Here is a 13,801-nt window from a genome sequence, read left to right as displayed (position 1 = left end):
TAACCGCGCTTTGAAAAAGAATTCAATCAGCTCTCTTTAGATATGAAGTGGAGAAATGCGCAAAATAATTCAAGATTCGGCGAAACCGTTTGAAACTGCAGTTAAAATTGCTATTGCGGGAAATATTATTGATTTTGGTCCCAGAGCAGATATAACCCATCAAGAGGTCAGGAATACAGTGCAGGACTGTATTGATCAGCCCCTACGCTATAACAGAGCTGAAGAATTGGAAAAAGCCATTCAAGAAAGTTCGAGGATCCTCTATCTTGGTGATAACGCCGGTGAAATCGTCTTTGATCACCTGCTGCTTGAAGTGGTACCCACTGACAACATTACCTATGTCGTAAAAGGGAAGCCAATCATCAATGACGCAACTATGGAAGATGCGATGGAAACAGGACTATGCGATTTGCTGCGAGTGATCGACAATGGCAGTGATGCTCCCGGCACCATTTTGGAAACCTGCTCACCCGCATTTCAAAAGGAATTTGAACGCTCGGATCTGATTATTGCCAAGGGACAGGCAAATTATGAAACACTGAGTCAGATAAGTGGCAAAAAGATCTTCTTCCTTCTTAAAGTTAAATGCCCGGTCATCGCTTATGACCTGGACTGTGAGAGCGGTGACCTGGTGCTAAAAAGAATCGGGGACTGAAACGCTGCGGGGTAAAAAAGGAGAGTTATTATACAGTGTCTAATAATATAACACTGTCTAGAACTGCCTCTGTTCAGAATATCCAAGGCCAGTGGGTTTTATGGTTTTAAAAAGTCAACACCTGATGACACTATATCTATAAAAGTGTACATGGCACAAGGGTGTAAACTGCCTGCTGGAGGAATGTTTATGAGGAATGTCTATGTATAAAATTATGATCATTGAAGATGACATTACCATTGCGAGAACGATCAAGGATCATCTAAGTAAATGGGATTATGATGTTATCTATGTTACCGATTTTAAAAATATTATAGAGCAGCTCATCCAATTTGAGCCGCAGCTGGTTCTGCTTGATGTGATGCTTCCCTTTTTTAATGGCTTTCATTGGTGCAGTGAAATACGCAAAATATCTAAGGTACCTGTGATCTTTATCTCATCAGCCAGCGACAATATGAATATTGTGATGGCTATTAATATGGGTGGGGATGATTTTATTGTCAAACCCTTTGATCTGCATGTTCTTACAGCGAAGGTGGGAGCACTGCTGCGGCGTACATACTCTTTTCAAGGACAGGTAAATATCATTGAACACAATGGAGCTGTCCTAAATCTCAGCGATGCAACCCTGACCTATCAAAATAAAAAAATAGAGCTGACAAAGAATGACTATAAAATTCTGCAGCTGCTGATGGAAAACAACGGGAAAGTGGTTTCTCGTGAGGAGATCATGCAGCACCTTTGGGAAAGTGATAATTTTGTTGATGACAATACCCTGACAGTTAATATAACCCGCCTGCGCAAAAAACTGGCAGAAGCAGGGCTTGATAATTTCATTAAAACCAAGAAAGGCCTTGGTTATCTTGTGGAGTGATCTTAAAAGAATTTGCATGTATTTTAGGTGCATATCTGAAAGGAAAGATGACAGTTGTTGTTACTGTCCTGGTGTCCTTCGGCATTTTTTTATTGGTTTTTTCACTCTACTCCCTGCCTTGGGAAGCTGTAGGCTATGCTTATCTTCTGGCAGGTGTTTTTATTTTAGTAATTACCATTATTGATTTTGCGGGGTTTTATAAAAGGCACACCATGCTTGAGAATTTGAGAAATAGTATTACCGTTTCTGATTATATGTTTCCCACCGCAAAGGACCTGATTGAAGATGATTATCAGGATTTAATTAAAATAATTGATCACGACCGCACAGAGATTATCAATCAGAAGGAAAAGGATTTTGCCGATATGGTGGATTATTACACCACCTGGGCTCATCAGATCAAAACACCTATTGCTGCCATGCGGCTGCTTCTGCAGTCAGAGCAGTCTGACATAAATAGTGAGCTTTTGGAGCAGCTGTTTAAGGTGGAACAGTATGTGGAGATGGTGCTGCAGTATCTGCGCCTGGAGAATATGAGTTCTGATTTAATGTTCAAAAGGTATTCACTTGATGATATTGTGAAACAAGCGATAAGAAAATACTCAAAATTCTTTATCCGCAAAAAGATCAAGCTGAATTACGGGAATTTAAATTGTAATGTTTTGACCGATGAGAAGTGGCTGGTTTTTGTTGTGGAACAGATACTGTCTAATGCCTTAAAATACACCGGTGCCGGTGAAATCTCCATTTATATGGATAGTGGATTACCTGATACATTAGTGATCGAGGATACAGGGATCGGCATTGAACAGGAGGATCTGCCGCGGGTTTTTGAAAAAGGCTTTACGGGGTACATTGGTCGGTCAGATAAAAGGTCTACCGGAATCGGGCTCTTTCTCTGTAAGCAGATTTTAAATAAAATGTCACACACCATTACCATTGAATCTGTGGTCGGTAAGGGTACTAAAGTGAAAATCGGGCTTGATACTGCTGATATAGCTGCAGATTAACTCAAACCTTACTGAAATGTAAGATTGAAAGAGAAAATGTAAGCTAGAACAATGGCTCATCATTTTCTCTTTTTGCTACTATTGATTAAATGAATGAATACTGGGGGAATAACAATGCCGCTTTTAGAGGTCAATAACTTAAAGAAAATTTATACAACAAGGTTTGGTGGAAATCCGGTCCAGGCCTTGACCAATGTGACATTTTCCATAGAGCAGGGTGAGTATGTTGCTGTTATGGGGGAGTCCGGCTCAGGCAAAACGACACTGCTTAATATTATTGCAGGCTTCGATAAGCCGACAAACGGTGAGGTGTTATTGAATGGAAAAAGTATTTTATCGATTAAAGAGAAGGAAATATCAGCTTTCAGACGGGATAATTTAGGCTTTGTTTTTCAAGACTTTAATTTACTTGATACCTTTTCTATCAAGGACAATATCTTTTTACCGCTTGTTTTGGCGGGGAAATCATATGATGAGATGAATGAAAGGCTAAACCCTATTGCGAAAAGACTCCGCATTGAAGATATTCTGAAAAAGTTTCCTTATGAGGTATCGGGCGGCCAAAAACAGAGAACAGCTATCGCCCGCGCACTGATTACAAAACCAGAGCTGATTCTTGCGGATGAGCCAACAGGTGCCCTTGATTCTCGTGCTTCCAGTGAATTGTTAAGACTGTTTAACGAAATAAATGATGATGGGCAGACCATTCTGATGGTTACGCACAGCATAAAAAATGCAAGCCATGCCCAAAGGGTTCTCTTTATCAAGGATGGTGAGGTGTTCCATCAGCTTTACAAAGCTTCTTTGTCCAATGAAGAGATGTATCAGAAAATTTCCGATACACTCACCCTGCTCACGACAGGTGGTGTCCGAAATGAATAGATTTTTTTATCTCAAACTCGCAGTAAATAATCTAAAAAAGAACGCGCAAACATATATTCCTTATCTATTAACCTGTATCTGTACAATCATGATGTTTTATAATATGCGCTTTTTAGTGGTGGCCAAAGATATAGGCAATCTCAGCGACAGCGCAAGTTTAAGGGCTGTCTTATCCCTGGGAGCAGGGGTAATTGCCGTTTTTTCGGTGATATTTTTATTTTATACCAATAGTTTTTTAATTAAACGGCGCAAAAAGGAATTTGGCCTGTTTAATATTCTGGGTATGGAGAAGAAGCATATTGCCAAAATTATGTTCTGGGAAACCCTGTTTGCTGCAGTGATAAGTCTATGCGTAGGGCTTGCGGCAGGAATCCTCTTCAGCAAGCTGATGATTCTGCTGCTCTTTAAGATCATTTCTTTTGAAGTAACCTTTGGCTTTGAGATACCAATTGCTGCCGTGATTTATACAACAGTTTTGTTTGGCGGAATTTTTATACTAAATCTTATTAATAATATTTTTCAAGTGTTTCGGTCCAAGCCTATTGAGTTGCTGCAGGGCGGGAATGTAGGCGAAAAAGAGCCAAGGGCCAACTGGCTAATAGCCATCATTGGTGTAGTAACACTGGGTATTGCGTATTATATTGCCTTGACCACTGAATCTCCACTGGCAGCACTACAACTCTTTTTTGTTGCTGTTGTTTTGGCTATGATAGGAACACACTGTTTGTTCAATGCGGGAAGTATTGCACTGTTGAAAATGCTGCGCAAGAATAATAAGTATTATTATCAGTTAAAACACTTTATCCCGGTTTCAGGCATGATTTATCGTATGAAGCAGAATGCCACAGGACTTGCCAACATCTGCATCCTTTCCACAGCAGTGATTGTGATGCTTTCCACAACAGTTTCCATGTATATAGGAATGGAGGATGTCTTACGCACCAGGTATCCCAGAAATATTATTGTCAGCGCTTTAAATGTTTCAGATGAGCAAGCAATCAAGTTGGATGCTGCCATTGAAGAGCAGGCGAAAGCTGCTGATATTTCTCAAAAGGATGTTATCCGCTATCGCCCGATGAGCTTTACTACACTCCAAAACGGCGCCAGCTTTACCGCTGACCATTCAGGTAATTATGTTTTTGATAATATCGCAATTGTGGTCTGTATTACAGCTGATGATTATAACAAAATGGAGAACAAATCTGTATCCCTGTCCAGTGGTGAGGCGCTTCTCTATACTCTGCGGGGGGATCTTCCTGGTGACACTATAAGCTTTAACGGCTTTGAGCTGTCCATCAAAGACCGGCTGCCCACTTTGGAAACAGAGGGCAGAATGTCTGCCATGGTGAATAACAGTTACTATCTAATTGTTGACGATTTTGATACTATCCAACAGATATATAACTCACTCAGCGCTGTCCAGGGTGATATGGGGGAGCTTTCCTACCATTACGCCTTTGATGTTGACGGTGACAGAGATGCCCAAATAAGCCTTGTCAGTACACTGCAAAAAGCTGTACAGGAGATTAAGGCAGATGGTTATGTTGAGGGAGCAGAAAGCTCAAGGGAAAGCTTTTATTCCCTTTATGGCGGGTTGTTTTTTATCGGCATATTTTTAGGGTTGTTGTTTATTATGGCTACTGTGTTGATCATCTACTATAAACAGATCGCTGAAGGCTATGATGACCGGGAGCGTTTTGAAATTATGCAAAAGGTGGGTATGAGTCGTGCTGAAGTTAAGCAGGCTATCAAGAGCCAGGTCTTAACTGTGTTTTTCTTGCCCCTGGTCACAGCGGTAATTCATATAGCATTTGCCTTTAAAGTAATAACTAAAATGCTTGAAGTATTAAATCTGACCAATGTACAGCTTTATGCCGGGTGTACAGCTGTAACTATCCTTGTTTTCGCAGTTTTTTATGTCATCGTCTATGCCCTGACTGCGAGAACTTATTATCATATTGTGAGTTAGAGTTTTGTTCAATACATCCCGTTGTCATCAAAAGACGCAAAGCTTCACTTTGCCGCCGGATTCTCCATGATGCCGACAAAGAGCGGCATGCCTGTCTTGAGATCCATGATACCGTACAGGAATGGTCTGTCTAATATCAGCTGTTTGTTGGATATCGGCATGCAGCTTTTATCTTCAACAACAGAGGTCACGGCTGCGGCTTCGGTGCCTTTCTCATCAACCCTGATGAAGGTTTTGTGCACGACCTCGCTGATATACAGGTCCTTGGTGTGCTGTTCGTTCATCTGCGAAAAATCAGCTCGGTTTGGGTCGAAGGCGATCTCCATGCCCAGCTGTGTCAGCTCATTGAGCAGGCTGTCCTCGTAGTGCGCCTCGAACTTCGGCATGGCGAGTTCAACATTGGAATTGGCCTTTTGGGATATCATTCCGGCGATATTATCGAACAGGGATGCCTGATCCTGCTTGGCGAGCCATTGGCGTGGTGTCGTCTGACCATCAGGCAGCAGGGCAAAGTAGGCAAACTGTCCGTCATCATACGGAAGCGCGATACCGGTGGCCTCGTTATCGGAGAAGTAGGCCATCTGGCCGATCCGGTGCAGGAACGCCGTCTTGACAGTACCGTTTGGTGTGGTGAATGTCCGGTCGCGGGTATTATTTTTTTCGAAGGGTGTCTGCCAGTCGGATTTGAAATAGATGGCGTTGATCAGGTACATGACTACATCCCGATCGATCGACTCGACGATTTTGTCGATCGTGCCCCTGGTAGCATCCTTAACCCAGTCATTGATGATCTGCGGCGTATCTTTATCCTGGAAATCAAGTTTGCGTGCATCGGCAGCGAAAAAGTCGGCGTTGCTTTGCAGGAACGGCTTGTATGGTGTGAAATTATCGTCGAACCAGATCGAGTTGGCGATTGTCAATGTCGTTTTGCTGCCTGTTTTTGTCAGCAGATTGGTCCAGTTGCGGCTTGCTTTGTTGATCATGTCGACCGTCAACCCCTCATCAGCCAGAACCTTCAGCATTGCTGCCTTGGTCTCACCATCGGCGCCGTTCAGGGTCATCGCCAGTGCCAGATAGACTGATGCCGGCGAAATCATAACATTACCCTCATTAGCGGCGGATGCTTTTAACAGTTCAGCCGAAAACCGATTGATTTCCTTGCTGATGGCTTCATCTGGCGGAGCCGGCGATGCTGGTCGCTTAGCCGCATGGATATCGGCCATCAGGTCAGATGCTTCGCAGGTTCCGCCTGTGGATGCGCACCCGGAAAACACCAGCGACAGGCAAATAAAGGCCATCAGGCAGATGGAAAGTCTGCATTTCATGCAAACCTCCATCTCGCCGCAAGAGCGGCGATACAAATAGTGTTGAAAAATATTTTTCACGTAAACCCCTCCCATTTTTGAGACGCCAGTGGGGACACCAAAACCGTCCCATCGTATCCCGCGTCTCAGATTGTGAGACAGCAGCGAGACAGCAGAACCGTCCCCGCGTCTCGTGCGAGAACTGTCCTCACGGCTCAGATCAGTTAAGTTTTCCTTCACATGTTTCTCCTCTTCCGGAATCGGCTCTATATTAACTACGCTAGAGCTTAACAGAACTTACATTTAATTTGTATATTTAAATCGTCATGTCAAGGGCAGGCTTGAATACTCGCCTTATTCACCAGGGAAAATGCCAGGTGACAAATGCCAGGTGACAGTCACCATTTATGCACCTTATTTTTCCAGCCTCCAACATCCGGCCTTTGACATCCATTTTTGCCAAACTTACTTTTGCTTTATTCAGGTCAGCAAGTGTTTCGGAAATTCGTGGGTTTTACGTCCACGCAACAAGACAATTATTTTCCCGACCTCCGACATCTATTCCCATTTCCAACTTCCCGCTTCCCACTTCCCACATCTCATTTTGCAAGGCTTGCTTTATTGCTGCTTGAAAAATAGATGCTAGAACCCGGAGGTATGGCAGCTTGCAGGCACTGCCTCATGCTAATTCCGAAGAGGCTCGTGCAAGGGGGACTGTCCCCGTTGCATCATCTCAGAAATGCAAAAGGAACCGTCCCCGGTGCATCCCCGGGGCATCTTGACAAATAAGGTTTGTCCTGATAAACTAATCTCACAAAGGTTTGTTATAGCAAACCAAGGGGGTTATTTAGATGGAAAAATGCAAACTTTTTGATGCGGAGTATAAATTTATGGATATTATTTGGGAGTTTGAGCCGATAAACTCTACAGAGCTTTCAAAAATATGCCATTCCAAATTGGGCTGGAAAAAGCCCACCACCTACAATATGATTCGAAAGCTCTCCGAACGGGGTATCCTGAAAAATGAAAACGCTACAGTTACTGCACTGGTCAAAAGGGAACAGGTGCAAAAATACGAGAGTGATGTTCTTTTAGAGAAGGCGTTTGACGGTTCGCTTCCAGCATTTCTGGCAACCTTCCTGCAAGACAAGAAACTATCCAAAAAGGAGGCGCAGGAAATTAAGAAAATGATAGAGGAGGCGGTGAAATGACCGATTTATTCATTCCCATACTTAAGATGAGCATTACTGCAAGCTATGCAGCCTTGGCTGTTATGCTTGTCCGGGTGTTCCTCAAAAAAGCACCCAGGGTCTTTTCGTATGCCCTTTGGTTGGTCGTTCTGTTTCGTCTCATCTGTCCATTTTCGTTGGAAAGCAGTTTAAGCTTGATACCTTCAAAACCCGCTTCTATTCCACAGGAGATAGTCTATTCGCAAACTCCTGCCATTAACAGTGGAATGGAAATAATCAACAATGCATCACCTGTAAATCCGGCGGCAAGCGCAGATCCTATGATTATTGTCATGGATATTACAGCTATAATCTGGCTTGTGGGCATCGCTGTTCTCTTGTGTTATGGAGCAGTGAGCTATTTCAGATTAAAGCATCGACTTAGTGTTGCTACCTTTGTCAAAGATAATATCTTTGAAACGGACCGCATTCAAACCCCTTTTGTTCTGGGATTGATAAAACCGAGAATTTATATCCCCACAGGAATTACCGGAGATGGGCTGGACTATATCTTAAAACATGAGCAGACACATATTAAACGCTATGACTATCTTATAAAACCTGTGGCATATCTGGCACTTACCCTGCACTGGTTCAATCCATTGATCTGGTTTTGTTACTTCCTTATGTCAAAGGATATGGAAATGTCCTGCGATGAAAGTGTTATGAGAGATACAGATGAAGATGTCCGGGGGAGCTACTCCACTGCACTGCTTACTCTTTCCGCAAAACAAAGCGGCTTAATAATTCCCTTAGCTTTTGGCGAAAGCAATGTAAAATCAAGAATAAAAAACATCCTCAATTACAAAAAACCGGCGTTTTGGGTAATTATTGTAGCGGTCGTTGTGGTAGCTCTTGCGCTGATCGGATTGGTGACAAATCCGAAAGATAAAGTGAAGATTTTGACCCCTGCTGAACAGTTTTTAAAATACAAAACAGAATATGTGGGTGATGCCTCAAAGGTTAGTAACATCATAAGATTGCTCAATTTTCCAGATAAAGTTAACTATGATTATCTTGAACTTCATACCGAAAGCGCTCCATATGCTGTTACAGTAAATTTAAAGACAGATACAGAAACAAGAGAGTACTATGCTGAATTGCCGCATCAGGCAGCTTTCGAGAAAAATGCAATTATAATGTTTTCACTGATCGGGAATGTTGACAGTGTCGATTTTAAATTAACAGATGATAGAAATGATTATCTGATGCAGTATACAAGGGATTGGGCTAATGACCACATGGGCGGGGATGTGCGTCAGTTTGCTCAAAGCCAAGAAGAATTCGCAAAATTCCTGGGTATGTTGGATTATTCCTCTAGTGATGTCGGCGGTGCAGATAATCGGATTTCAGCAGTGGTAGAGAAAAAATTAGAAATTATCGTGTCCTCCCCAAAGGGATCTTCAAATCCGCAAGATTATATGGATGCCCATCAGGATGAATATGGAGATATTTTAAAAGAAGGTGAAGAAGCTCTATACTATATGCTTGCTCAATTTGAAAAGGGTGGGAACGACGATTTGCGCGGTCAGATTATGATGAGATTATGCAAGCAGATTTTGGGCAATAGGAACAACGTAACTGATGAAACATTGTCACCGCAGGAGTGGTTTTCTTCCTTGTCTATTCGGCAAGAAACGAAGCTTCCCGATTTTGTTTACGCTGGCAGCAACCATATTGAAAAACTGGTTTATGACACAGAAGTAATGCAGCACTCTGACCCCCGCCACGGTTTTACTATTGCTGCTCCTAAAATTTTTGGGAGCTATAAAGAGGGTAATAAGCTTAAGGTTTTTGTGACCACTTACAGCGCAACATATAGGCTTTATGATAAAGCTTTATCTGAAGAAACGGGCGGCATTATTCCCGCAGCAATAACCTATCGTAAAAGCGATGAAGGCAGTTATGTTTTGGAAGAATATAAACAAGCTCAGGATGGCTCCCTCTTCGAAAAATCTATCAGGCAATACTGCACAATGCCTGTATCGGGCAAGAACATACCGGGTTTAGCAGATAAGATATTAAACCACTATGGAAATTATAATGATATTATCACTCTGCAAAGAGAAAACCTTATTCAGCATTTAAAAGCCAATAATCAAGAGGGAGTTTCGCTTCATTCTCATTCAGGTGAGGTTATTAAGCTGACATAAGGCAGGGCCAGGCTTGCTTTATTGCTTTATTCAAATTAGCGAGAGGATCCGTAGCCAGCAGGCAAAGTCTATGCCCGGTATCACCGCGTTTAAAAGCGGATCGGTGGCAAGGAGACGGTTTTTGCTGTATATCTTCAAGCAACGAATGCATCTCTTTATCCAACGGCTGAGACGCGAGTGAGACGCGAGAACCGTCCCCGCGTCTTCCGCGTATCATTCTAATATAAAAATATCCTCGACATAAACTTCAAAAAACTGTGCAATCTTCAATGCCAACCTGAAAGTCGGGTCATACTTGTCGTTCTCAACAGCAATGATTGTCTGTCTGGTTACACCTAGTGCCTGTGCAAGTTCTTCCTGTGTCAGATTGCGTTCTTGCCGCAGTTCCTTCAGTTTATTTTTCATTTTCCACCGAACTTCTTTGTATAGTAGATGTACGATAACCAGAAAACAACCAGAGATGCACAAAGAACAGCAAATTGAATCGATAAGCTGCCTGTGCTCAATATTTCTTGCAGCGACCAGACAAGCAGGACAGCTGTTGTAAATATGAAGGTAACCCGTCCGGCATGAAAGCCAATATAAATTGTGCGTTCATCGCCTTTTTCAAAACCTAACTTTTTTAAAAAGGACATCCAAATAACCTCCCCATGTAAAGTAGTCTTTACATTTATTATAGTCATGGCACACTGAAATGTAAAGAGCTTTTTACATTGCGTCGAATGGCCCTTATCTTTGAAATCGCTAATTTTGTCAATAACTCTGCTTTAACTTGAATGACTTGATAATGCTCTGCGCCAGGGCGTTAACCAGCGCTGCCTGGCAGGTATATTCAGGTGAATCTGCATCGTTGGTTCTATAGGCGCTGAAGACCTCGATGTGGATGCCGAAGATTCGCCTCCCCTGGAGCTGTAGTTCTCTGATTTTCTGAAAAAGGTAGGTGCGGGTGGCTTTCATCACAACATTTCGGTTGAAAGGGAACACCCCAATGGAAGGGCGGGGAAGAGAGAACGGAGCCTGTCCCTGTCCTTGCCTTTTCTGATGCCCGATGCATTCAATGTTTTGCTATTGTTTGCATTCTCTGCCAGTGTTACTCGGGCGGGTGTCTGCCCTGATTAGAACCCCGTAATATAGAGCTTAGTGCCAACATTATTTGGAATAAAGGCTTCTGGCATCTCATTTGCAATTTTATGTATTGCTGCCCAACCGGTGCAGTGACCGGGCATTATGTAACGGGGATTGATTCTTTTCAATTCAGCTACTGTGGCAGGGATGATTTTCTCAAAAATTCCTCCCGTAAGATGGAATCCCCCGATTACTGCGCAGACATCTCTGATTCCCGTCAGGCTTGGGCATAGCAGATGGAATTGACAATTCCCGCATGCCCGCAGCCGGTAATGATTACCAGACCCTGGTTGCGCACGTTTACTATAAGGCATTGATCATCCTTGATTAAGGGGTCTTGCTCCCATTTGCCTGAACGTTTTGTGTAATGAAGCGGAAATCCTTTTTCAAAATCGTTAATGCGGTCAATTTCGCCGGATATGAGAATTCTATCATGAGCCAGTAAGGTTGGGCCGTTCTTCTTAAGGAATGTAAACTTGTTTTGCTTTGAATCATTTATTCTGGGGCCTGAAATATTCCACTCACTTCCATCAGGAAATACAATTTTTCTCTCAAGAAATGCATCCGGATGCACAATTACAGGTACGTTTTTTGGACTCATCCGTTCCAGAAGGTTCGGCAGCCCCATAGTATGGTCGTTGTGACCGTGGCTGAGGACAATTGCCTGGATTTCAGATGTTTCGACATTCAATACTTCCATGTTGTGAAGTACTCCACCAGGGCTAATTCCTGTGTCAAGCAAAACTGTTTCCTGTTTGTCTCCACATCTCACCCTGACCAATGCAGAAAAACCATGCTCTGCAATGGTTGTAACGCGGTCTTTACCGACATGAAACCTCTGGGCGATATTACGATCAGCCATTAACAGATCAACGGTGTTATCCATCAAAATTGTTATACAGATCTCATCCACTTCTTTTAAAGTTATCTTCTCTGATGACATAACTTGTGCCCCCTTAAAATAAATATTTGCTGGTTTTATATTAGCGGTTTGGCGCACCGGTGTCTCTAGATAGTCTTTCTATTATTCTGGATTATTTTACGAAAATAGCACGAGTTTTTTCCTGCATACATGTAATAAGTTTAGTTAGGGGTCTTTCCTGAAAATAGAGGTCGGAAACTAGATGTCGGAGGTCTGGAAGTTGTGAAAAATCATTTTCCCAGGTTCCTTGACATTGACTTTGGCCACTGTTTTCATCCTCTGTCGGTGGTGCCAGGGCGGCATAGAGTCTACATTGGGTATTAACCTGGGCGCCTGTGGGAACATAAGGCAACAATTACCCCTGAAAAATCCCATTGCAGTTTTTGTATCCTGTAGGTCCATGAGTACTTATGCAACAATTACTATTAAGCCGGGTCATCTCAAGTTAACATCCCGCCAAGATTCCTTTCTTTTATGCGGTGTTAAGATTTGAGCAGGTTTGTCTTAGGTGTTAACGGCCCAGTCATTTTACGCACTTGACGTCTCGAAAGGAAAACCTTTAACCCCAGCGAATAGGATGAAGGGGGGTGATTATTATGGTCATAGGGAACACATTCCTGCCGGGGGTTTTTGATGCCATTCAGCCAGCTCTGGAAAGCCTGAGTTGGCTTCACCGGATTTGGGTCAAATTTGTCGACTGCTCCGGCACCTATATCTGCACCCCTGTTAAAAAGCAGCAGAGCAGGTTCTGCGGTCTTGTTCGTTCCCACCCCTTGGGGTACAGGAGATGCCGGGAAACTGCTGTCAGGTGTGCTCATCTTGACAAGGGGACTTACCATCTCTTTCCCTGCCACGCAGGGTTATTTGTTCTTGCTGTTCCTCTGCAAGGTGATGCAGGTTCTTTTGGAGCACTGGCAACAGGGGAGGTCATTACTCCTTCTTGTAGCACTACACAGGTTTTGGAGAAGCTACAGGATTTAGGGCTGAATCAGGAACTCTTAAGGCAGTTCTATCAGGAAATACCTGTGAAAAGCCATGAAGAGATCCGGATGCTTGGTGAAGCACTCTATGCCCTCGGCAATATAGGTTTCCGCCACTTTAAACCATCTACAGGCGATGGTTTAAAGGATGCTCGTCAATTGGCGCGGGATGCGGTTGAGTATATTGCAACTAATTATCACCAACCCCTAACCCTTGAAGGTGTTGCCCAAATGGTTCACATAAGCCCCTCTTATTTTTCTCATATTTTTAAAGAGGAACAGAAGCAAACCTTTACCTCTTATCTCACTGAGGCCAGGATAAATAAAGCAAAGGATCTTTTAAAGGGAAGTGACTTGTCCATTTCTGTTATCGCCGGAACTGTAGGGTATGAAGATGCTAACTATTTTTCCCGGGTCTTTAAGAAAAACGTAGGGATGTCGCCTCTTGCTTTTAAAAAAAGGTTCAATAAATCTAAATGCTAGTTGCTGGCAGAGGGCAGTATATCCTCTCCTATGAGCAGGTTGAGATGGGTCGGCTTCGTGCGTTACGTTTTGTTTCGGGGGGGGTAAAAGCTGAGCCGCAAGCATACTATAATTGAAATTTTATCTTTGCTGTAAAGAGCAGTTAAAATTACTGGTTTTCCATGGTACTTGGTACTACTGGGGTTTGTTTATTGGTTACAATGGTCCTCCAGGTT

At 43.0% G+C, this 13,801-nt stretch carries 13 protein-coding genes; 8 read left to right on the top strand and 5 right to left on the bottom strand.

Features of this window, described 5'->3' with window-relative positions; translation table 11 throughout:
* Positions 1-55: 55 nt before the first annotated feature.
* The 5 genes from SSCH_RS07165 to SSCH_RS07145 all read left to right on the top strand — a co-directional run bounded on the left by SSCH_RS07165 (position 56) and on the right by SSCH_RS07145 (position 5,390).
* Positions 56-655 carry a damage-control phosphatase ARMT1 family protein gene (locus SSCH_RS07165; RefSeq protein ID WP_052835425.1) on the top strand — a complete coding sequence of 200 codons (600 nt, stop codon included), beginning with the start codon at positions 56-58 and terminating at the stop codon, positions 653-655.
* 202 nt (positions 656-857) lie between these two features.
* On the top strand, positions 858-1,529 hold the full coding sequence (locus SSCH_RS07160; protein ID WP_044664867.1) for a response regulator transcription factor: 672 nt from the start codon (positions 858-860) through the stop codon (positions 1,527-1,529).
* Positions 1,526-2,539 (top strand): sensor histidine kinase, encoded by a 1,014-nt coding sequence (locus tag SSCH_RS07155; protein WP_232294278.1) that lies wholly within the window; start codon positions 1,526-1,528, stop codon positions 2,537-2,539. Before SSCH_RS07160 ends, SSCH_RS07155 begins: the two co-directional genes overlap by 4 nt.
* A gap of 114 nt (positions 2,540-2,653) precedes the next feature.
* Positions 2,654-3,421 carry an ABC transporter ATP-binding protein gene (locus SSCH_RS07150; RefSeq protein WP_044664866.1) on the top strand — a complete coding sequence of 256 codons (768 nt, stop codon included), beginning with the start codon at positions 2,654-2,656 and terminating at the stop codon, positions 3,419-3,421.
* Entirely contained in the window at positions 3,414-5,390 is a 1,977-nt protein-coding gene (locus SSCH_RS07145) for an ABC transporter permease (protein ID WP_044664865.1), read from the top strand. Before SSCH_RS07150 ends, SSCH_RS07145 begins: the two co-directional genes overlap by 8 nt.
* Before the next feature lie 44 nt (positions 5,391-5,434).
* On the opposite strand, the gene SSCH_RS07140 is transcribed toward SSCH_RS07145, so the two are convergent.
* On the bottom strand, positions 5,435-6,775 hold the full coding sequence (locus SSCH_RS07140) for a serpin family protein (protein ID WP_052835424.1): 1,341 nt from the start codon (positions 6,773-6,775) through the stop codon (positions 5,435-5,437).
* Positions 6,776-7,545: 770 nt separating this feature from the next.
* Between SSCH_RS07140 and SSCH_RS07135 the strand changes: the two genes are divergently transcribed.
* Both SSCH_RS07135 and SSCH_RS19090 read left to right on the top strand, forming a co-directional pair.
* The gene (locus SSCH_RS07135) at positions 7,546-7,905 is read left to right on the top strand and encodes a BlaI/MecI/CopY family transcriptional regulator (protein WP_044664864.1); all 360 of its coding nucleotides are present in this window, start codon (positions 7,546-7,548) and stop codon (positions 7,903-7,905) included.
* Positions 7,902-10,076, top strand: coding sequence for a M56 family metallopeptidase (locus SSCH_RS19090; RefSeq protein WP_052835423.1), 2,175 nt, complete (start codon positions 7,902-7,904; stop codon positions 10,074-10,076). Before SSCH_RS07135 ends, SSCH_RS19090 begins: the two co-directional genes overlap by 4 nt.
* Before the next feature lie 213 nt (positions 10,077-10,289).
* On the opposite strand, the gene SSCH_RS07120 is transcribed toward SSCH_RS19090, so the two are convergent.
* The 4 genes from SSCH_RS07120 to SSCH_RS07105 all read right to left on the bottom strand — a co-directional run bounded on the left by SSCH_RS07120 (position 10,290) and on the right by SSCH_RS07105 (position 12,144).
* A complete protein-coding gene (locus SSCH_RS07120; RefSeq protein ID WP_044664863.1) occupies positions 10,290-10,481 on the bottom strand; it encodes a helix-turn-helix transcriptional regulator in 192 nt (63 codons plus the stop codon).
* A complete protein-coding gene (locus tag SSCH_RS07115) occupies positions 10,478-10,711 on the bottom strand; it encodes a hypothetical protein (protein WP_044664862.1) in 234 nt (77 codons plus the stop codon). Before SSCH_RS07115 ends, SSCH_RS07120 begins: the two co-directional genes overlap by 4 nt.
* A gap of 118 nt (positions 10,712-10,829) precedes the next feature.
* A complete protein-coding gene (locus tag SSCH_RS07110; RefSeq protein WP_232294277.1) occupies positions 10,830-11,060 on the bottom strand; it encodes a hypothetical protein in 231 nt (76 codons plus the stop codon).
* Positions 11,061-11,418: 358 nt separating this feature from the next.
* Positions 11,419-12,144 carry an MBL fold metallo-hydrolase gene (locus SSCH_RS07105; RefSeq protein ID WP_052835422.1) on the bottom strand — a complete coding sequence of 242 codons (726 nt, stop codon included), beginning with the start codon at positions 12,142-12,144 and terminating at the stop codon, positions 11,419-11,421.
* A 575-nt stretch (positions 12,145-12,719) separates the two neighbouring features.
* On the opposite strand from SSCH_RS07105, the gene SSCH_RS16470 reads away from it, so the two are divergent.
* Positions 12,720-13,586, top strand: a complete 867-nt coding sequence (locus SSCH_RS16470) for a PocR ligand-binding domain-containing protein (protein WP_052835421.1) — start codon at positions 12,720-12,722, stop codon at positions 13,584-13,586.
* The last annotated feature ends 215 nt before the right edge of the window (positions 13,587-13,801 follow it).

This window comes from Syntrophaceticus schinkii, assembly GCF_000946815.1.
Lineage (GTDB): Bacteria > Bacillota > DSM-12270 > Thermacetogeniales > Thermacetogeniaceae > Syntrophaceticus > Syntrophaceticus schinkii.
The sequence above is the reverse complement of the archived record's forward strand: the minus strand, read 5'-3'. Positions and strand labels throughout refer to the sequence as shown.